Origin of the sequence: Mycolicibacterium novocastrense (genome assembly GCF_001570485.1) — a bacterium.
Taxonomy (GTDB): Bacteria; Actinomycetota; Actinomycetes; order Mycobacteriales; family Mycobacteriaceae; genus Mycobacterium; species Mycobacterium novocastrense.
The window spans coordinates 99,334-118,402 of sequence record NZ_BCTA01000052.1; the positions used below are offsets into that span (position 1 = coordinate 99,334).

18 protein-coding genes are annotated in these 19,069 nt (G+C 65.9%); 12 read left to right on the forward strand and 6 right to left on the reverse strand.

Annotated features, from left to right (window positions below):
* The first annotated feature begins 83 nt into the window (after positions 1-83).
* Positions 84-1,271 carry an amidohydrolase family protein gene (locus RMCN_RS19525; RefSeq protein ID WP_064413954.1) on the forward strand — a complete coding sequence of 396 codons (1,188 nt, stop codon included), beginning with the start codon at positions 84-86 and terminating at the stop codon, positions 1,269-1,271.
* 90 nt (positions 1,272-1,361) lie between these two features.
* Here RMCN_RS19525 and RMCN_RS19530 read toward each other — a convergent pair whose 3' ends face one another.
* From RMCN_RS19530 to RMCN_RS19545, 4 genes are read right to left on the reverse strand one after another with little or no spacing between them, the layout of a single operon-like run.
* The gene (locus RMCN_RS19530) at positions 1,362-2,186 is read right to left on the reverse strand and encodes an enoyl-CoA hydratase/isomerase family protein (protein WP_067392642.1); all 825 of its coding nucleotides are present in this window, start codon (positions 2,184-2,186) and stop codon (positions 1,362-1,364) included.
* 1 nt (position 2,187) lies between these two features.
* Positions 2,188-3,261, reverse strand: coding sequence for a hydroxyacid dehydrogenase (locus RMCN_RS19535; protein ID WP_067392646.1), 1,074 nt, complete (start codon positions 3,259-3,261; stop codon positions 2,188-2,190).
* The gene (locus tag RMCN_RS19540) at positions 3,258-4,373 is read right to left on the reverse strand and encodes a TauD/TfdA family dioxygenase (RefSeq protein ID WP_067392649.1); all 1,116 of its coding nucleotides are present in this window, start codon (positions 4,371-4,373) and stop codon (positions 3,258-3,260) included. Before RMCN_RS19540 ends, RMCN_RS19535 begins: the two co-directional genes overlap by 4 nt.
* Before the next feature lie 32 nt (positions 4,374-4,405).
* Positions 4,406-5,269 (reverse strand): HpcH/HpaI aldolase family protein, encoded by an 864-nt coding sequence (locus RMCN_RS19545; protein ID WP_201028883.1) that lies wholly within the window; start codon positions 5,267-5,269, stop codon positions 4,406-4,408.
* Positions 5,270-5,274: 5 nt separating this feature from the next.
* Between RMCN_RS19545 and RMCN_RS19550 the strand changes: the two genes are divergently transcribed.
* The 3 genes from RMCN_RS19550 to RMCN_RS19560 are packed head-to-tail and all read left to right on the forward strand — an operon-like array spanning position 5,275 to position 8,155.
* Positions 5,275-6,420, forward strand: a complete 1,146-nt coding sequence (locus RMCN_RS19550; protein ID WP_067392655.1) for an acetyl-CoA acetyltransferase — start codon at positions 5,275-5,277, stop codon at positions 6,418-6,420.
* A complete protein-coding gene (locus tag RMCN_RS19555; RefSeq protein ID WP_067392658.1) occupies positions 6,420-6,851 on the forward strand; it encodes a Zn-ribbon domain-containing OB-fold protein in 432 nt (143 codons plus the stop codon). The genes RMCN_RS19550 and RMCN_RS19555 overlap by 1 nt, the downstream gene beginning before the upstream one ends.
* Positions 6,848-8,155, forward strand: coding sequence for an amidohydrolase family protein (locus tag RMCN_RS19560; protein ID WP_067392661.1), 1,308 nt, complete (start codon positions 6,848-6,850; stop codon positions 8,153-8,155). Before RMCN_RS19555 ends, RMCN_RS19560 begins: the two co-directional genes overlap by 4 nt.
* 15 nt (positions 8,156-8,170) lie before the next feature.
* Here RMCN_RS19560 and RMCN_RS19565 read toward each other — a convergent pair whose 3' ends face one another.
* Positions 8,171-9,739, reverse strand: coding sequence for a class I adenylate-forming enzyme family protein (locus RMCN_RS19565; RefSeq protein WP_067392664.1), 1,569 nt, complete (start codon positions 9,737-9,739; stop codon positions 8,171-8,173).
* 55 nt (positions 9,740-9,794) lie between these two features.
* Here RMCN_RS19565 and RMCN_RS19570 point away from each other — a divergent pair, with 55 nt between their 5' ends.
* Entirely contained in the window at positions 9,795-10,694 is a 900-nt protein-coding gene (locus RMCN_RS19570; protein WP_067392666.1) for an SDR family NAD(P)-dependent oxidoreductase, read from the forward strand.
* A gap of 3 nt (positions 10,695-10,697) precedes the next feature.
* On the opposite strand, the gene RMCN_RS19575 is transcribed toward RMCN_RS19570, so the two are convergent.
* Entirely contained in the window at positions 10,698-11,507 is an 810-nt protein-coding gene (locus RMCN_RS19575; protein ID WP_276018911.1) for an enoyl-CoA hydratase/isomerase family protein, read from the reverse strand.
* Positions 11,508-11,619: 112 nt separating this feature from the next.
* Between RMCN_RS19575 and RMCN_RS19580 the strand changes: the two genes are divergently transcribed.
* The 7 genes from RMCN_RS19580 (at position 11,620) to RMCN_RS19610 (ending at position 19,068) form a co-directional block, all read left to right on the forward strand.
* Complete coding sequence (locus RMCN_RS19580) at positions 11,620-12,879, forward strand: hotdog family protein (protein ID WP_234787720.1); 1,260 nt, start codon at positions 11,620-11,622, stop codon at positions 12,877-12,879.
* A 7-nt stretch (positions 12,880-12,886) separates the two neighbouring features.
* Positions 12,887-13,693, forward strand: coding sequence for an enoyl-CoA hydratase/isomerase family protein (locus tag RMCN_RS19585; protein WP_067392674.1), 807 nt, complete (start codon positions 12,887-12,889; stop codon positions 13,691-13,693).
* A 7-nt stretch (positions 13,694-13,700) separates the two neighbouring features.
* Complete coding sequence (locus RMCN_RS19590) at positions 13,701-14,948, forward strand: acyl-CoA dehydrogenase family protein (RefSeq protein WP_067392676.1); 1,248 nt, start codon at positions 13,701-13,703, stop codon at positions 14,946-14,948.
* A complete protein-coding gene (locus RMCN_RS19595) occupies positions 14,945-15,757 on the forward strand; it encodes an enoyl-CoA hydratase/isomerase family protein (RefSeq protein ID WP_067392679.1) in 813 nt (270 codons plus the stop codon). The genes RMCN_RS19590 and RMCN_RS19595 overlap by 4 nt, the downstream gene beginning before the upstream one ends.
* On the forward strand, positions 15,754-16,554 hold the full coding sequence (locus RMCN_RS19600) for an enoyl-CoA hydratase/isomerase family protein (RefSeq protein WP_067392683.1): 801 nt from the start codon (positions 15,754-15,756) through the stop codon (positions 16,552-16,554). Before RMCN_RS19595 ends, RMCN_RS19600 begins: the two co-directional genes overlap by 4 nt.
* Positions 16,551-17,996: a class I adenylate-forming enzyme family protein gene (locus tag RMCN_RS19605; protein ID WP_067392686.1), complete on the forward strand. Its 1,446-nt coding sequence runs from the start codon at positions 16,551-16,553 to the stop codon at positions 17,994-17,996. The genes RMCN_RS19600 and RMCN_RS19605 overlap by 4 nt, the downstream gene beginning before the upstream one ends.
* 412 nt (positions 17,997-18,408) lie before the next feature.
* Positions 18,409-19,068 carry a hypothetical protein gene (locus RMCN_RS19610; protein WP_067392689.1) on the forward strand — a complete coding sequence of 220 codons (660 nt, stop codon included), beginning with the start codon at positions 18,409-18,411 and terminating at the stop codon, positions 19,066-19,068.
* Position 19,069 lies beyond the last annotated feature (1 nt).

The window sequence follows — 19,069 nt, forward strand, 5'->3', positions numbered from 1 at the left end:
GCTGGTGCGCTACTCTTGGAAACGGACATTCTCGCCGAACGGGAATGGGTGTTGTCGCAAGCCGTCCCCGAAGGAGTGCAGCGTTGAGCGCAGACATTCTGATCGTCTCACCGGACGACCATCTGGTGGAACCGGCCGATCTGTGGACCAGCCGGTTGCCCGAGCGCTACCGCGACGTCGGACCGCGGATCGTCCGGCACCGCGGGCGCATGGACCCGTCGGTGACCTCCGATGTCGCGTTCATCGAGGATGAGGACGGCCGCGACGCCGACATCTGGCACTACGAGGATTCGATCATCCCGATTCCGCTGATCAGCGCCGCTGCCGGTTACGAACTCGACGAACTGTCCACCGACCCGATCACCTACGACGAGATGCGGCCCGGTTGCTATCGACCGGCCGACCGGCTCGCGGACATGGACGTCGCCGGCATCGAGGCCTCCGCCTGCTTCCCCAACACGCTGGTCCGCTTCTGCGGTCAGCGATTCCTCCACGCCAAGGACAAAGAGCTCGCATTGCTGTGCGTCCAGGCCTACAACGACTTCCAAATCGACGAATGGGGCGGCAGCTCGAACGGCAGGCTCATTCCGCTGGGCATCATCCCGTTGTGGGATGTCGAGCTCGCCGTCAAGGAGGTGGAGCGGGTTGCGGCCAAGGGAATGCCCGCGGTGTGCTTCTCGGAACTGCCTGCGCGACTGGACCTGCCGTCCATCCACAGCGGTTACTGGGACCCGTTCTTCGCGGCGTGCGAGAGCAACAACGTCGGCATCATGCTGCACATCGGGTCGAGTTCGTCGCTGACGAAGTCCTCACCCGACTCCCCGCACGTCGTCACCAGTGCGTTGATGGCGGTCAACTGCACCATCGCCCTGGTCGACTGGTTGTTCTCGGGCAAGCTGCGGCAGTTCCCGAAACTCAAGCTCGCGTTCGCCGAGGCGCAGGCTGGGTGGATCCCGTACTACCTGCAGCGCGTCGACGAGGTCTGGGAGGATCGGCGGGCGTGGGGCGGCATCCACCCGCTACTGACCGAGCCGCCCAGCACCCAGGTGCCCGGCCGCGTGTGGTTCTCGACCTTCGGCGACCCGGTCGCGTTTCGGATTCTCGATCTCGTCGGACCGGACCAGCTGATGTTCGAAACCGACTACCCGCACAACGACACGAACTGGCCCAACAGCATGGATGTCGCCAACAAGGCGACCGAGGGTCTCGACGAGGAGACCAAGCGGAAGGTGTTGTCCACCAACGCCAAGAACTTCTTCGGCCTGGTGTAACGGATACCCTTCCGCCCGACCGTGAAGTTTCGTACGCTACACGCCGCTGCGACCGTATGAGATCGCACGGTCGGAGCATCTGGGAACAGGCTAGCGCGCTTGCCAGTCGGGCTTGCGCTTCTCCAGGAAGGCGCGCGGACCCTCGATCGCGTCCTTGGTCAGGGCCACCTTCATCCGGTAGTTCTCGGCGAGCAGTTCGGCTTCGTAGATCGGCAGCGTCAAGCCCTTGCGCACCGCCATCCGCGAACCCCGCACCGCCAGGGGCGCATTGGAATTCACGATCTCGGCGACCTCCCACGCCCGGTCCATGAGCGTTTCGTGGGCCACCACTTCGGTGAACACGCCGAGGTCGTAGGCGCGCTGCGCGTCGAGTTGCTCGTGCCTGCCCATCAGGATCAACCGCATGGCGACGGGGAGCGGCAGAATCCTGGCGAGCCGGACCCCCTCGCGCCCGGAGGTGACGCCGATGCTCACGTGCGGGTCCATCAACGTCGCGCGTTCGGAGGCGATCGTGATGTCGGCCGTGGTGACGAGATCCATACCCGCACCACACGCAATGCCGTTGACGGCGCAGATGATCGGCTTGGTCATCTGCAGCCACGGGGGTGTGGCCTCTTGCGGCGCGTCCCATTGGCGCATGGAGCTCAGGATGGGCTCGCCCTGGTTGTCGATGCCCGCCGCGTTCTCCATGTCATGGTCGGCGGCCTTGTTGACGTCGGCTCCGACGCACAGCGCGCGGCCGGCCCCGGTGATGATCACAGTCCAGATGTCCTGCGAATGTTCGATTTCGGCGTACACCTCGGCGAGTTCCGCGATCATCTCGTCGTTGATCGCGTTGAGCACCTCGGGCCGGTTCAACGTCACACACGCGGTGTGACCGGAGACCTCGAACGTGACGGTGTCGTAATCGCTCATCTCACTCCACAGCTGCCGTGTTGCGGGCGGTCGGCCGGACGCCCAGGATCTCTTCGAACCGGTCGCAGTAGCGCGGCCACACTTCCGGGTTGAGTAGCCGCGGTGGCATGTCTCCGGCGAAGATCGTCTGCCACTGGGTGGCGGTGGCGACCGCGATATCGCGAGCCGCCTCGACGGTGATGCCCGCGACATGCGGTGTGGCGACCACATTGTCGAGTCGCAGCAGCGGGTTGTCGTGTCTCGGCGGCTCCTCGTGGAACACGTCGAGCCCCGCGCCGGCGATCCGGCCGGCGGCCAAGGCGTCATAGAGGGCCGCTTCATCGTGGACCGGGCCACGTGCGGTGGTGATGAAGTACGCGGTCGGCTTCATCGCAGCAAACTGCTTGGCCTCGAACAACCCTCGAGTCTCGGCGGTCAACGGGCACGTGACCTGAATGAAGTCCGATCGTTCGACCAGTTCGGATAGGTCCACCCGAACCGCGCCCCGGGAGCGGGCAGTCGCGTCGTCGACGTAGGGGTCGAAAACCAGGACCTCCATACCGAACGGGGCACACAACTCAACGAGCCGTCCACCGATGGCGCCCAACCCAACCACACCGAGCGTCTTGCCGAACAGCTGAGTGCCCCGCAACGCCAATCGATCTCCGAGCAGGCCGCTGCGCAGCGCCCGGTCGGCGGCGGTGATCTTCTTGGCCAGGTCCAGCATGAGTCCTAGCGCATGTTCGGCCACCGCTTCGGCGCCGGGACCGGAGTTGTTGCACACCGCGACCCCCGCGCGGGTGCACGCCTCGACGTCGATCACGTCATAGCCCGCCCCCGCCGAACACACGGCAAGCAACTGCGGGCAGCGATTCACCAGAGCCTGCCCGGCCAGCCACTGCGTACCGTCGCCGATCGAGGCGACGTCCGTTCGGGTGGCGACCTGATATCCGTGTGCCGATTCCAGTGCCACCCAACCTTGTTCGTCAGGCGCTTGGAGGTCGAGCTTGACGAGCTCGATGTCGGTCTCCGCCAGGATGTCTCCTGCGACCTGATCGGTCCACCTCTCGTAGACCAGTCGCGGACGGGTGGTCATCGCTTGATTTTTGGCTTCGCCTGAGCCGCCTTGAACATGTCGGCCAGTGCGGGGTCGACGTTCTTGTAGTCATTGCGTGCGATCGTGCCGTCCCGCCCGGGAACGGGGTCATAGCCCAGGCGCAGATCTTTGTTCTCCATGTGGAAGTACTCCCGCCCGACGGGCAGGCGGCGGTCCTCGCGCGGAACCTCCATCCACGCGCGCAGGAAGCACCGCGCCTTCTTCGGGTCGGTGCTGCTGACGAAGTCGGAGCGGGAGTGGCACATCGCGAAGTTGTTGGCGACGGCGGCCTCCCCGGATTCCAGGCGGAACTCGACCTGCTGTTCGACCAGGATGTTGCGCAACAACTCGATGGCCTCGTTTTGTTCGGGGGTGAACTCCCGGCCGAGGGTGTGCATCGCCGGCAGGATACTGCTGTAGGTGAAGTTGATGCAGATACGACCGTCGATCTGGGAGAAGACCGGCACGTCATAAGGCGTCACGTCGGGTTGATCGTCGGGCTGCTCGCTGCGCCGGTGGTGCGGGAATCCCTGGTAGAGCACCGGGAGCAGGTCAGGACGCTCGGTGAGCATCCGGTTGTGCGCTGCAGGGCCGCTGGCGAACTGGCTCTCGCCACCCTCGGCGGCGGGGTACACGCAGAGCAGCGACAGAATGTCCGCCGCATCGTTGTGCATCGCGAGCTCGGCTCGGGACTTGGTGCCACGCGCCGGTTGTACGCCGTTGGGCAGCACCTCTTCCTGCACGCGCACCATGCGGTGGCCGAAGGAGTTGTTGGACACCAGATAACCGAGGTGAGTGCAGAACGCCCAGTAGATGCGTTCCAGATCCTCGATCGAGTGCTGCTCGACGGGGAAACCGCGCACACACGCCAGCCCCCGTCCGAACATCAGCTCCCGATACAGCCGCGCGAGGTCCTCGTCGAGATCCGGGTGCCGGGCATCATCGGGCGTGATGTCGTCACGATCCTTGTGGGCGGTCTTCGCCAGAACTGATTCCAGCGCCGCCACATTGCGAGACGACAGGTCGAACGCGAAGTCCTCCTTGCTGCTGAAGTCGGCACCGGTCCATGCCATCGGATCGCTGACTTGCTCGGTGTAGATCGCGGTGGGCATCCGTCCTCCTGTTGTCGTGACGAGGCTCTCGGTTATCGGCTCGCCGCGCGCCTCTCGAGCTCACGCAGGGCATGCGCACGGGCAGCGGCGGCCTCGGTCATCATTCCGACGTCGGTACCCGCCGAAATGAATCGCAACCCCAGCCCTGCAAAGCGTTCCAGCAGGTCAACGGACTTGATCCCGGCCACTCCCAGCGCCACGCCGTGTGCACGACAGGCCGCTGCGACAGAGTCTACTGCACGGCGGAAATGCTCATTCTCATATTGGCCGTGGATGCCCATCTCGGCCGTCAGGTCGCTGGGCCCCAGGAGCACCATGTCAACCCCTTCGACGGCCGCGATCTCATCGGACACCGCTACCGCGTCGGGTGTCTCGATCATCACCGCCACCACGGTGTGGCGCTCGAGTTCGGCCGTGAGTTCGGCGGCGGGACGAGGTGCGTAGCCACTCACCGCGTTGGGCCCGGAGATGGACCGATGGCCGACGGGTGGGTAGCGAGCGGCATCGACGACCCCCTGCGCTTCCTGCGCCGAGTTCACGTGCGGCACAATCACTCCCACAGCTCCAGCGTCGAGCACACGCGCGATCACGGAAGGGTCGTGCGACGGTACCCGTACGAGGCCGGAGATACCGGCGCCGAGCGCGGCCACGCAGAGCATCCCGGCCGTTTCGAGCGAGCAGGCGGTGTGCTCGAGATCGACATAGACGGCGTCGTATCCGCAGGCCGCCGCGATCGCTGGGACATCGGGGGTGCGGGCATTCAACAACGCCAGGCACAACACCAGGCGATCGCCCTTCAGCGCATCCCGCAGCGGTCCCGGCACCCACTCACGGTAACCGAGCGAGAACCATGATTCCACTATCTGGGCAACGTCATTCTCGCCTGTGGTAACCATTACGTATGTCCGAGAACCGGGTCGCGGTCGTCGGCGCCGCGTTGTCCGATTGCGGCCGGGTGCCCGACAAGACGGCGATGGCGCTGATGGCGCAGGCCGCCCGGCGCGCCGTCGCAGACGCCGGCCTCACGAAAGACGACATCGACGGCTTCGGCGGCCACGGAACACTGTTGCCGCCCATCGAGGTGAGCGAGTACCTGGGCCTGCGGCCGACCTGGGTCGACGCGACCAATGTCGGCGGTTCCTCATGGGAGGTCATGGGACGGCACGCGGCAGCGGCCATCGCGGCGGGCGAGATCGACGTCGCCCTGCTGACCTACGGTTCGACCGCACGCTCCGACGTAAAACGCCGGTTGCGGGCCTCGGCCGCAGCGCTGAGCACCGGCGGCGCGATGCAGTTCGAAGCGCCCTACGGCGCCACGCTGATCGCCAAGTACGCGATGGCGGCCAGGCGCCACATGATCGAGTACGGGACGACAGAGGAACAATTGGCCGAGGTCGCCGTCGCCGCCCACGAGTGGGCGGCAATGAACGAGAACGCCTTCGAGCGCGACCGGATCACCACGGCGGATGTCGCCGCGGCACCAATGCTCGCCGAGCCGTTCACCTCCAAACATGTGTGTCTGCGGACCGACGGAGGTGGTGCGGTCGTACTCGCCAGCGAGCGGGTGGCCAAGGACTGTGCGAAGGAACCGATTTGGATTCTCGGCGCGGCCGACGCCGCCTCGCACGTGAGCATGAGCGAATGGCCCGACTTCACGACATCGGCGGCCGCACAATCGGGTCCGCGCGCCTTCGCGCGGGCGGGGGTGACCGCGGCCGACATCGACGTCTGTCAGCTCTACGACTCGTTCACCTCGACCGTCCTGCTGACGGTCGAAGACCTCGGGTTCTGCGCCAAGGGCGAGGGTGGTCCGTTCATCGGCTCCGGTGCGCTCCGGCCGGGCGGCGCGCTGCCCACCAACACCGACGGCGGCGGGTTGGCGTCATGTCATCCGGGGATGCGCGGAATGTTCCTGATGGTCGAAGCGGTTCGGCAACTGCGCGGCGAATGCGGCCAACGACAGGTCGAGGGTGCACGTCTGGCGTGCGTGCACGCGATGGGCGGGTTCTTCACCCACAGCGCGACGATGATCCTCGGGAGGCAGTGATGCAATCGCCCAGCGGTCCGAACCGGCCGACCATCGATGCCGACGGCGAAAGCTGGTGGGCGGCGGTGCAGGATCGCATGCTGATGGTCAACAGATGCGGCGCCTGCGGCCGAAACTCGTTGTACGTCCGGCCGTTCTGCCCTCACTGCTGGAGTGAGGACGTGCGTCTCACGCCTGCCACCGGACGGTCGCGGCTCTACACGTGGAGCGTCATTCACCAGAACGTCGCGCCGTTCGACGCCGTGCCTTACATCGTGGCGATGGTCGACCTCGAGGAGGGTCCGCGCCTGATGACTCAGATCGTCGACTGCCCGACCGAGCGGCTCAGTGCGGGTATGGAACTGGAGATCGGCTTCCGCGAGGACGACGACGGATTCGTCGTACCGGTTTTTCGACCGGCGACTGAAAGCACAGAGAGGAACCGGAAATGAACAAGGACGAGATGATCTTGATCAGCGTTGATGATCACATCGTCGAACCGCCCGATATGTTCAAGAACCATCTGCCCAAGAAGTACATCGATGAGGCGCCGCGGTTGGTGCACAACCCGGACGGGTCCGATACCTGGCAGTTCCGCGACACGGTGATCCCGAACGTGGCGCTCAACGCGGTGGCGGGGCGCCCGAAGGAGGAGTACGGCCTGGAACCGCAGGGTCTGGATGAGATCCGGCCTGGCTGTTGGCAGGTTGATGAGCGGGTCAAGGACATGAACGCCGGCGGCATCCTGGGTTCGATGTGCTTTCCGTCCTTCCCTGGTTTTGCGGGTCGGTTGTTTGCCACTGAGGATCAGGAGTTCTCGCTGGCATTGGTGAAGGCCTACAACGACTGGCATGTCGAGGAGTGGTGTGGGGCCTATCCGGCGCGGTTCATCCCGATGACGCTGCCGGTGATCTGGGATCCGGTCGAGTGCGCCAAGGAGATCCGGCGCAACGCCGAGCGCGGTGTGCATTCGTTGACGTTCACTGAGAATCCGGCGGCCATGGGCTATCCGAGTTTCCATGACTTCGAGCATTGGAAGCCGATGTGGGATGCGCTGGTGGACACCGAAACCGTGCTCAACGTGCACATCGGTTCGTCGGGCCGGTTGGCGATCACCGCCCCGGATGCGCCGATGGATGTGATGATCACCTTGCAGCCGATGAACATCGTGCAAGCCGCGGCCGACCTGTTGTGGTCGCGCCCGATCAAGGAATACCCGACGCTGAAGATCGCGCTGTCTGAAGGCGGTACGGGCTGGATCCCGTACTTCTTGGAGCGGGTGGATCGCACCTTTGAGATGCATTCGACGTGGACGGGTCAGGACTTCGGCGGCAAGCTGCCCAGTGAGGTGTTCCGTGAGCACTTTTTGACCTGTTTCATCGCCGATCCGGTGGGGGTGGCCACCCGCAATGCGATCGGCATCGACAACATCTGCTGGGAGGCCGATTACCCGCACAGCGACTCGATGTGGCCCGGGGCTCCCGAGCAGCTCGACGAGGTCCTCACCGCCAACAATGTGCCCGATGACGAGATCAACAAGATGACCTTCGAGAACGCGATGCGCTGGTATCACTGGGACCCGTTCACCCACATGACGCGCGAACAGGCCACCGTGGGTGCCCTGCGCAAGGCCGCCGAAGGCCACGACGTCTCCATCCAAGCCCTGTCGAAGAAGGAAAAGACCGGCGACGCGTCGGACTGGCAGGCTCAGATGAAGAAGGCCACCGCCAACGTCAGTGGCACAGCCGGCGATTGACGAACGGCGGTCGGTTCAACCGGCAACGGTGAGGCGGTCGGCGAGTACCCGCGGCCGCCCCTCCGAACGTGCCTCGAGGGTGTTGCGTGGCACCTTGCCATTGGCGTTCAGCGGCAGGGGCTCATCCCAGAACACCAGCTCCTCGGGCAGCTTGTACTTTGGCATTCCGCCCCCGACGAGGGCATCCGCCACGTCGGAGAGCGACATCTCGACGCCGTCGTCGAGCACCACGGCCACCGCCAGCCGTTCGCCGGTGGTGGCGTCGGCAACCGAGTAAGCCGCACACTCCCGCACACCGGGGATCCGCGCCACCGCCTCCTCGACTTCCGCCGCGGGGATCTTCATCCCGTTGCGGATGACGATGTCTTTGATCCGGCCCACGATGCGCACGCGATTGTCATTAACCTCGGCGACGTCGCCGGTTCGGAACCATTCCCCGTCGAACGCGTTCAGATCGTCCTCGGTGTCCGTGTAACCGAGGAAGGCGTGCGGGCCCTTGATACAACACTCGCCCGGGTCCGCCGCCGATCCCACCCGCACGTCGACGTCCTGCAGCGCCACACCGTCATCCGCGTGCCGCACCGCCTTGCTCTCGGTGCGCAGCCCCGATGTACTGACCGGCACTTCCGACGATCCGTACGCCCGCATCACGACGATGCCGAAATCGTCCTCGACTCGTTCGACGATGCGCCTGTCGAGCATCGTGCCACCGAGATACACCGCCCGCAGCGGCACGACGCTTCCCCTGGCGACCGCCTCGTCGAGCAGCCGGTCGAGCAGCCGGTCCGGACCGCCGTACCACGTTGCGCCGGAAGACAACAGAAGTTCACACGTCGCGTCGGGATCCCAGCGATCCTCGAGCACCACCGGCACGGCGAGCATGGGTCCGATGAACAGCGCCTGCAGCACGCCCGTCACCGAGGCGAGCGGGCTGATGAGGAAGATGCGGTCGTCCCCATCCAGTCCGGCGGCGGCGATGTAGTTGGCCGATGCCTTGGTGAGCGTGCTCAGCGAATGGACGACGCCCTTCGGTCGAGACGTCGTGCCGGACGTGTAGAGAACGAAGGACGGCTCGTCGGCGGGACGCATGGGCTCGTCGCTTACCGATGCCTCCGAGGTGCGGAAGATGTCGATCCAGGCACACGCGTCACGCAAGGGTGCATCGCCCGCGGGAGGCCAGTTCGGGGCCACGCCGTACCGGGCGCCGGCGCGGGCCACGATGTCGGCGACCTGGGTCGCGCCCGCACTGCGCGGCACGAGCAGTACCACCGCGTCGACGCGGATGGCGGCGTGCACAGCGACGACCGAGCCGATGTCGTTGCCGACCACAACCACGACGGGTGTCGCCGCGCCGACACCGGCGTCACGAAGCGCACGGGCCGCCCGATCGACCTGCTCATCCAGTGCCGCGTAGGTGATTTCGGCGCCGCGATCGATCAGCGCCGGTCGTGCCGGATACCGCTGGGCGGCCGAGCGCACGACGTCGAGCGGCCGGTCGGACCAGACGCCGGCGGCACGGTAGCGGGCCCTGAGACCGCCCGCCCGTTCCCGCGCGTGTCGCAGCAGCTCGGTGGCCCCGCTCATGGTGTCCTCCGATGCAAATACCGATTCTCTTCAACGTAAATGTAACCTCTCAAGCATGGCGTCAGATCAATACTCTTCGCGCGAGCGCTCATCGACATTGACCTTCGATGATCAGGTTGCCGTTGTCACCGGTGCGGGCGGAGGGCTCGGCCGCTGTCACGCACTCGAACTCGCCCGCCGCGGCGCCCGCGTCGTGGTCAACGATCTCGGCACCGCCGTCGACGGGCAAGGCGCCTCGATCTCGGCTGCGCAGGCGGTCGTCGACGAGATCACCGCCGCGGGCGGCACCGCGATCGCCAACGGCGACTCCGTCGCGACGGAGGACGGTGGTGCGGCGATCGTCGCGGCGGCGATGGACGCCTTCGGACGGCTCGATATCCTCGTCAACAACGCGGGCATCCTGCGCGATGCGGCGTTCAAGAACATGACCGTCGAGCAGGTCGACGCGGTGATCTCGGTCCACCTGACCGGCGCTTTCAACGTGACCCGCGCCGCGTGGCCCATCATGCGCGAGCAGAATTATGGGCGGATAGTGCAGACAACCTCTGGCACAGGTCTTTTCGGTAACTTCGGGCAGGCCAACTACGGTGCGGCGAAGATGGGGCTGGTCGGGATGATGCATGTGCTGGCGATCGAGGGGGCGCGAAACGGCATCGCCATCAACGCCGTCGCGCCGATCGCTCGAACCCGGATGACCGAGGACATCATGGGTGAGGCGGGTAGGGCGATGGACCCGGAGTTGGTGACACCCGTGGTGGTCTATCTGTCGCACCGGGATTGCGATCGCACCGCTCACATCTATTCTGTGGGCGCGGGCAAGGTGTCGCGGGTGTTCATCGGTGTCACCAAGGGGATCGAGAGCCGCTCACTCACAGCCGAATTGGTAGCAGAGACGATTGACGAGATCGACGACAGCGCGACCTTCACCATCCGTGGCGGTCCCGCGAACGGGTGACCGTCAGCGGCCCTGAAAGTTCGGCGGTCGGCGCTCGGCGAACGACCGCAGACCCTCCTGCAGGTCCGCAGTCCACGACACCACCTCCTGCGCCCATGCCTCCTGCTCGAAGGCCCGGTCGCGCCCCGATTCCGACGACACGGACAACAGGCGCCTGGTCAATGCCAACATGACGGTAGGGCCCGCGGCCAGGCGTTGGGCCAGTTCGTCGGCGACCGCATCGGTCTCCTCCAGCGCCACGACACGGTTCACCAACGTGAGCCGCTCACAGGTCGCGGCGTCGACGGGTTCTCCGAGCATCAGGAGTTCGGTGGCTTTGCGCAGTCCGACGATCCTGGTCAGCAGATGGATCGCGCCCGAGTCCGGCAGGATGCCGCGATGCACGAATGCCGCCGCCAGGCGCGCGTCGGTGGACATGACGACCAGATCGCAGGCGAGCATCAGGCTGGCGCCGGCACCCGCCGCCACACCCTTGACCGCGGCGACGACCGGCTTGTCACAATCAAGCACCGCGGAGATCAGTCGCTGATAACCCTTCTGCAGCATCAAAGCGACGTCTCCGGGCTTCTTCTCCACGGTGGGCTGCGCCGATTGCGGGCCCAACCCCGCACCCGAGCAGAAGTGCCGGTCCCCCGTCGCCCGCAACAACACGCTACGCACCGAAGGATCGTCGTCGGCCTTTTCGAATGCGTCCGTGAGAGCTTCACGTGCCAACGGGGACAACGAGTTTGCGGTATCAGCACGGTCGATGGTGATCCGGCAGACACCATCGGATCCGACCGCGCTCTCGATGCCCGACCGCTCTTGAGTCAACTCGCTCACCCCTGCGTTAACGACGTTTCCGTTTTTCGGGTATCTTAATTTCCGCCGACGTCCTCGGGACAATATGTGCCGAACTGAGGAGGCCCGAACTGAGGAGGCATGCGTGACCCAGTCCTCGGCAACGGGCCAAATCACCGATGAGGGTCTGACCAGGCTGCGCGCCCGCATCGGCGTCGCCGTCCCGCACACCCAGCCCCCGCATTACCGCCGGCCCAACGAGGACACGTTCCGGATCGTGGCGGAAAGCTACGGCGACGCGAACCCGCTGTGGTGCGATCCCGAGTATGCGACGAAGTCGGTCTGGGGTGAACCGATCGCGCCACCCGCGCTGATCGGCGGCGACACGTTGATCGGCGAGGACGAGGTCACCGAACTCACCCGGGAGGACAGGGAGCTGACCACGGGTGACCCGCTGCGCGGTGTTCACGCCTTTTATGGCGGGTCGTCGCGCGAGTGGTGGGCGCCGCTGCGCGCGAACCGGCGAGTCTTCCGCCGCAACGCCCTCGTCGCCGCGCTGGACAAGAGCAGCGAGTTCGCCGCCCGGGCCGTGCACGAATGGTCGGCGCAGGTGTTCTCCGACGATGTCGGCGTCATCCTCGGCGGCCAGTACCGGAACATGATCCGCACCGAACGAAGCAAGGCCAGGGGACGCAAGAAGTACGAAGACGTGGACGTCAAGACGTGGAGCGCCGACGAGATCACCGAGATCGACGCGCGGTACGCCCGCGAGGCGCCCCGAGGCGCCGAACCGCGTTGGTGGGAGGACGTCGCCGAGGGCGACGAGATCGGCCCGCTCACCAAGGGTCCGCTCACCGTCACCGACATGGTGTGCTGGCACGTCGGGATGGGCATGGGCATGTACGGCGTGCGACCCCTGAGGCTGGCATGGCAGAACAAGCAACGGATTCCGCGGTTCTACACACCCAACGAGCACGGCATCCCCGACGTCCAACAGCGTGTGCACTGGGACCCGAGCGCCGCGCGCAACGCGGGCAACCCGACGACATTCGACTACGGTCGCATGCGCGAGACGTGGCTCATCCATCTGTGCACCGACTGGATGGGCGACGATGCCTGGCTGTGGAAACTGGATTGTGAATTCCGGTTGTTCAACTACGTGGGCGATCTGCACACCATCACCGGCACCGTCACCCGCAAGTACCTGGCCGACGGAGACCGTCCGGCGGTGGACCTGGACCTTGCGGCGACCAATCACCGCGGCCAAGTCACGACGCCGGGACACGCCACGATCCTGTTGCCCAGCAGGCAGCGGGGCCCCGTACGCCTGCCGGAACCGCCCGGCGGGGCGACCGACCTCGCCGATCTGCTGGTGGCCGTCTCAAACCGATTCGCCGAACATTGAGCCGGCCGTGACGTATCCGAACGTTCCCGGACTCCGGGCCGAACAACAGGGCCCGGTTCTGCGGCTGACCCTGGACCGGGCGGCACGCCGCAACGCGGTCAACGACACCATGCTCGACGCGATGATCGGGCACCTGGCCCGGTGCGGCACCGACGAATCGGTTCGCGTCATCCGCATCGACGCCGAAGGTCCGGACTTCTGTGCGGGATCGGATCTGGTGGCCAACAACGCGAAGTCCGAGCGCAAACCGCGCGTGGGGAGCACGCAGCGGCGCCTGCCCAACAAAGCCAACCGGCTCATTCCCTTGCTGCTCGAAACTCAGGTGCCCGTCGTCGCTGTCGTTCGCGGCTGGGCGGCCGGCCTGGGTTTCCACCTCGCCTTGGCGGCCGATTTCTGCGTCGCAGCTTCCAACGCGGTGTTCTGGGAACCGTTCATGGCGCGCGGTTTTACGCCCGACAGCGGTGCGGCCTGGTTGCTGCCACGACTCGTCGGAATGGTTCGCACACGCCAGCTTTTGATGCTCGGCGAAGAACTGTCGGGGACCACCGCCGCGCAATGGGGCATCATCCACGGGGCCTGGCCGGAGGCTGAACTCGAGGGTGCGGCAACAGATCTCGTCAGCCGGCTCGCCACCACACCCACGGTGGCGCTCGGCCTGACCAAGTGGCTGCTGCACAGCGGTAACGGTCTGGATCTCGACCGGCATCTGCAGAACGAGGCGATGGCCCTCGAATTATCGAGTCGCAGCGAAGATTTCAAGGAGGGCCTGGCTGCCTTCCGGGACAAGCGACCCGCGGAGTTCAAGGGTCGTTGAGGCGAACATGACAGCACTACCGATCACCGCGGAAACCGCCGCCGACGACGCCGTCGAGGTGGTGCGGCAGTGGGTGCAGGCGGAGGTGCCGACCGAATGGCGCGCAGCGGCGGCCGAGGGCCCCGCCGCCCTGAGAGCCGCGCGGAGCCCCGCCGACTACCGGCGGTGGTATCCGACCTTCGCCCGAAGCGGCCTGGTGGCGCCGACCTGGCGCCCCGAACACGGCGGCCTCGGTATCGGCAACGACGTGGCTCGCGCGATCGAGAGCGTGCTCGCGCCGCTGCGGCTGACCCGGCTCAATCCGTTGGGCCTCAACAACGCCGCCGCTGCGCTGTTCAGCCACGGAACCGAAGAGCAACGGCGACGCTTCCTACCGCCCATCGTGCGAAACGAGGAGAAGTGGTGTCAGCTCTTCAGCGAGCCCGGCGCGGGCTCGGATCTCGCGTCCTTGGCGACCCGGGCGGTGCGCGACGGCGACCAATGGGTGATCTCCGGACAGAAGGTGTGGACGACCTGGGCGGATGAGGCGGACTTCGCGATCCTGCTCGCCCGCACCGATCCCGATCAGCCGAAACACAAAGGCATCACGTACTTCCTGCTCGACATGCACCAACCCGGCGTCGAAGTGCGCCCGCTGCGCCAGATCACCGGTGAGGCGGAATTCAACGAGGTCTTCCTCGACAACGCGCGGGTGCCGGACGCCCACCGGGTCGGAGAAGTCAACGACGGATGGCGGGTCAGCGCCTCCACCCTGTCGAGTGAACGCCAGATGGTGTCGGGCTCCGGATCGGGCGGCATGGGCCGGCTCGGCGGGTCCAGTGCGGAGCGACTGATCTCATTGGCCAGGGAAACCGGCCGGTGGGACGACCCCGTGACACGCGACAAGATCATGCGGCTCTGGGCTCAAGAACAGATCCGGGGATGGACCAACGCCCGTGTCCGCGCGGCACTCTCGGCCGGGCAATCCCCCGGTGCGGCTTCCTCGATCGGCAAGGTCCACCAAGCCACGCTCAACCAGCAGATCCAGGATCTCATGGTCGACCTGCTGGGCACCGCCGCAGTGGCGTGGGCCGCCACCGACGATCCGGATGCGATGCCCCGCGAGGTGCAGGGCATGATGCGCAGCCTCGCCAACGGCACAGAGGGTGGCACCACCGACATCAACAAAAACATCCTCGGCGAGCGCGTACTGGGGTTACCCAGGGAGCCAGACCCGTGGAAAGGGAAGCCCTGGAGGGAGATTCCGCGCTCTTGACCGAATACGAGCGGTTGGTCGTCGACAGATCGGACGGCATCGGGTGGCTTGTGCTGAATCGGCCCGAGGCCGGCAATGCATTCGACGCGTTGATGCTCGACGAACTCGAGGCCGCGTGGGCACAGCTGGATGCCGACCCCGACGTGCACGTGATCGTCAACGTCGCGAACGGCAAGGCGTTCTGCACGGGCATGGATGTGGTCCAGGTGGCCCGCGACAAACAGGCCATGCGACGTCATTCACGCCGCACCCGCGACGCCGAGCTGAAGATCTCCTCGTGGCACTGCGGCGTGTGGAAGCCGGTGATCGCGGCGGTGAACGGGGTGTGCGCGGGAGGAGGCTTACATCTGGTCGCCGACGCCGACATCGTCATCGCGGCAGAGGAGGCGACATTCGTCGACCCGCATGTCTCGGTGGGGCAGGCGGTCGCGTATGAGGCGATCACCCTGCTACGGAAGTCGCCGATGGAGGCAATCACCCGGATGACGTTGAGCGGCAAGGGTGAGCGGATCTCCGCTCAACGCGCATACGAGTTGGGCATCGTCTCGCAGGTGGTGGCGGCCGGTGAGCTACGGGCGGCGGCCGCCGAGTTGGCGGGCGCGATCGCGACCAACTCCCCCACCGCGATGCGGGCAACCAAAAAGGCGTTGTGGCATTCGCTGGAAGTCGGACTGTCGGAGGCCAAGGCTGCGGCCACAGAGGAGATCTGGCGGTTGCGGAATCACCCTGACCACGCCGAGGGAGTACGGGCGTGGCGGGAAAAGCGCCCGGCCGACTGGCAACCGCTCGAACCGGTGGAGGCTTCGTGAGCTATCAGAGGTTGATCGTCGAACGCCGCGGTCCCGTCGGCTGGATCATCAACAACCGGCCCGATCGACTCAACGCGTACGACGCGCTGATGCGCAAGGAATTCCCCGCCGCGTGGGCCGAGTTGAACACCGATCCCGACGTGCGGGTGATCGTGCACACCGGCAACGGCAGGGCCTTTCAGGTCGGCGCCGACGTCGACGATCTCGACGGCGAGGGAATCAAGCAATACCAGGAGACCATGCAGACGCTGGACCTGAACCTGACCGGCTGGCACTGCAATGTGGGCAAACCCGTCATCACCGCCGTCAACGGGGTGTGCGCCGGCGGCGGCCTGCACTGGGTCGCCGACGCCGACATCGTCATCGCGGCGTCGGATGCCACCTTCGTCGACCCGCACGTATCCATCGGTCAGGTCAGCGCCCTGGAGACGATCGCGCTGATGCGCAAGATGCCCGCCGAGGCGGTGTTGCGGATGGCACTGGTCGGCAGCCACGAACGGCTCACCGCGCAGCGCGCATATGAGCTCGGCATGATCAGCCAGATCGTCGATCCCCCCGACAAGCTTCGCGATGTCGCACAAGAGCTCGCCGAGAAGATCGCCAGAAACTCACCCGCCGCGATGCGGGCCACCAAACGCGCGCTGTGGGGAGCGCTCGAGCACGGACTGACCGACGCCTGCCGTGAAGGGGCCAAGCACCTGACGTCGATGTGGGGCCACCCGGACCAGGACGAGGGCCCGAAAGCGTTCGCCGACAAGCGAACACCACGCTGGCTGCCCCTGGAGCCGGACTCGTGAGCCTCTCCGACCTGCTGGACGATCTGCCCGCTGTCGCGGTACACACCCTGGCGGTCGACGTGTCTCGGGCCGACCTGACCGCCAGTGCGGACCGCCTGGCCGCGGTTCTCACCGACTGCGGGCTGATGACCGGTCAGGTGGTCGCGGCGATGCTGCCCAACGACGCCACCACGGTCGCGGCGATGTTCGGCGTCTGGCGCTCCGGCGGTGTCTACACACCGCTCAACCCGCGGGCCGCCGACGCTGAGGTGGCCGCCCAGCTCGAAACCCTCGAACCGGTCGCGGTGATCACGACGCCCGAACTGGCCCATCGCTTCTCGGAGTTCGCGTTGCCGGTCGTCACCGGATCGAGCTTGGCGTGGTCACTGGCGCCACACTCCACCCCGGCCGACGCGGCCCGGCGGTACGACCCCGATGTGGCGCTGTTGCAGTTCACCTCGGGGACGACCGGCCCGCCGAAGCCGGTGCCGCTGCGCCACTCCACGGTGCTGGACCTGATCGACCGGTTGCTGGAGAAACTTCGCGGGTCGAACCGTGCCCCCCGGAACACACCGCCGATGCCGAACCTGGTACCGCTCTCACTGTCGTTGTGGGCCGGCATCTACCAGGTGCTGTTCGCCTTTCGCGCGGGCTCCGGTGTCGTGCTGATGGACAAGTTCTCGGCAGCGGACTTCGCAGCGCTGGTGAAGCGACACCAACTGCGATCCACCGTCCTGCCACCCGCCGCGTTGACGATGGTGCTCCACGACGATTCGGTCACCGACCTGTCCCCCCTGAAGATCGTCCGCTCCATCACCGCTCCCCTGTCCCCCGTCCACGCAGCCCGCTTCCGCGACAAGTTCGGTGTGCTTGTACTGAACTCCTATGGTCAAACGGAACTCGGTGGCGAGGTCGTCGGATGGTCGGCCGCCGACGCCCGCGAATGGGGGGAGACGAAACTCGGCTCCGTCGGACGCCCGCTTCCGGGCATCGACGTCACGATCGCCGACGACGAGGTCATGGTCCGCACACCGACGACAGCCGCCCGCAAGATCGACCCCGCGTTCCTCGACAGGCTCACCGACGACGGGTGGTTTCACACCGGCGACCTCGGTTGGTTCGACGACGACGGATTTCTGTGGCTCGACGGGCGCGTGTCGGACATGATCAACCGCGGCGGGCTCAAGGTGTTCCCCGGAACCGTCGAAGAGGTGCTTCTGTCCGCCGACCGCGTACGCGAGGCGGCTGTCGTGGGAATCGCCGACGAACGACTCGGCGAGGTTCCGTGGGCTTTCGTGGTGCGCGCCGACGACCGGGTCAGCGAGGACGAGTTGATCGCCTGGTGCCGTCAACGACTGACGCCGTACCGCGTTCCCGTGCGGGTGGTCTTCGTCGAGCGGCTACCGCGCAACGACGTGGGCAAGGTGGTCAAGCGCGAGCTTCTCACCCTCGCCGACGCATGATCCGGAGCCGGCACGGCTGACCGGCGGCCGTCGAGCCGGCCTGAAAACGTAGCTTCTCGTTTGTGAGAATGGTGTTACTCTCGTTCGGCGTTGCGCTTTTACGGACGAAGGAGCCGGCGATGTGGCAGGAGCTGGTGCGGCTGACCGTGACCTGGATCGTGATGTGCGGGCTCGTCGCGTTCTTCTACTGGATGCTGGGCAACATCGGCACGTTCTGATCGATCGTGTTCTTGATCGAGCACTGTTAGGGGAGTCATGGATGATCAGGATCGACGCCGTAAGCGCGGTTTGATCGCGTTTCAGATCTTCATCTACGGCGTGCTGATCGCGATGTTCGCGATTCAGGTCCAGATGTTCTTCACCAGGGACTGGTAGCCCGATGACATCGATAAGCGGCAGGCAGTCGCTCACCATGGATGAGCACCAGGAGCAGACGCGTGCGGCGCAACGACGCGCCGATCGATGGTGTATCGCCGGCACCGCGCTCATGGGCACCCTCGTCCTCGGCATCGTTGGCCTACCCGTGTTCTGCCGCGGCATTTATCTGTTGCGCAAGGCCCAGCGCGACGGCTTGTCGGTCCGGCCGATGATGGTGACGCTCATCGGATACGTGATCATCCTCGACGCCGCGCTCAACAGCATCGGCTGGGCCCTGGACCTGTTCGCCAACCACGCCCTGATCACCCGCACGGTCTTCACCGCGTGGGGCAACCTCATCGACGCGGGCTACTTCTGGCATTACAACGAACTCTGGATCGGCGGCGCGGGCGCGCCCGGCGAGAAGGCCTGGGTGATCGTCTGTGTGCTGATCGCGTTTCCCATGCGGATCGCGGCCGCGATCGCGCTGTTGCAGATGAAACGCTGGGGTCACCAGTGGACGATCGTGACGTGCTGGTTCGGCGTGATTCTGTGGACCGGCTACATCCTCAATATGACGTTGTATGCCGATGTCCGGTACACGGCGGTCGGACTGCCGGTCTTCGGGTGGTGGGCGTTCAACATCTTCTACATCACTCCGTTCCTGGCTATCCCGTACCTGCACACGGTCAACCGCGAAATCTTCTCCGACTAGC

What these genes read in the sequence shown, in the direction of transcription:
- RMCN_RS19530 (WP_067392642.1), bottom strand. Translation starts at nt 2,186, where the DNA reads ATGAGCGATTACGACACCGTCACGTTCGAGGTCTCCGGTCACACCGCG.
- RMCN_RS19535 (WP_067392646.1), bottom strand. Translation starts at nt 3,261, where the DNA reads ATGACCACCCGTCCGCGACTGGTCTACGAGAGGTGGACCGATCAGGTC.
- RMCN_RS19540 (WP_067392649.1), bottom strand. Translation starts at nt 4,373, where the DNA reads ATGCCCACCGCGATCTACACCGAGCAAGTCAGCGATCCGATGGCATGG.
- RMCN_RS19545 (WP_201028883.1), bottom strand. Translation starts at nt 5,269, where the DNA reads ATGGTTACCACAGGCGAGAATGACGTTGCCCAGATAGTGGAATCATGG.
- RMCN_RS19550 (WP_067392655.1), top strand. Translation starts at nt 5,275, where the DNA reads ATGTCCGAGAACCGGGTCGCGGTCGTCGGCGCCGCGTTGTCCGATTGC.
- RMCN_RS19555 (WP_067392658.1), top strand. Translation starts at nt 6,420, where the DNA reads ATGCAATCGCCCAGCGGTCCGAACCGGCCGACCATCGATGCCGACGGC.
- RMCN_RS19560 (WP_067392661.1), top strand. Translation starts at nt 6,848, where the DNA reads ATGAACAAGGACGAGATGATCTTGATCAGCGTTGATGATCACATCGTC.
- RMCN_RS19565 (WP_067392664.1), bottom strand. Translation starts at nt 9,739, where the DNA reads ATGAGCGGGGCCACCGAGCTGCTGCGACACGCGCGGGAACGGGCGGGC.
- RMCN_RS19570 (WP_067392666.1), top strand. Translation starts at nt 9,795, where the DNA reads ATGGCGTCAGATCAATACTCTTCGCGCGAGCGCTCATCGACATTGACC.
- RMCN_RS19590 (WP_067392676.1), top strand. Translation starts at nt 13,701, where the DNA reads ATGACAGCACTACCGATCACCGCGGAAACCGCCGCCGACGACGCCGTC.
- RMCN_RS19610 (WP_067392689.1), top strand. Translation starts at nt 18,409, where the DNA reads ATGGATGAGCACCAGGAGCAGACGCGTGCGGCGCAACGACGCGCCGAT.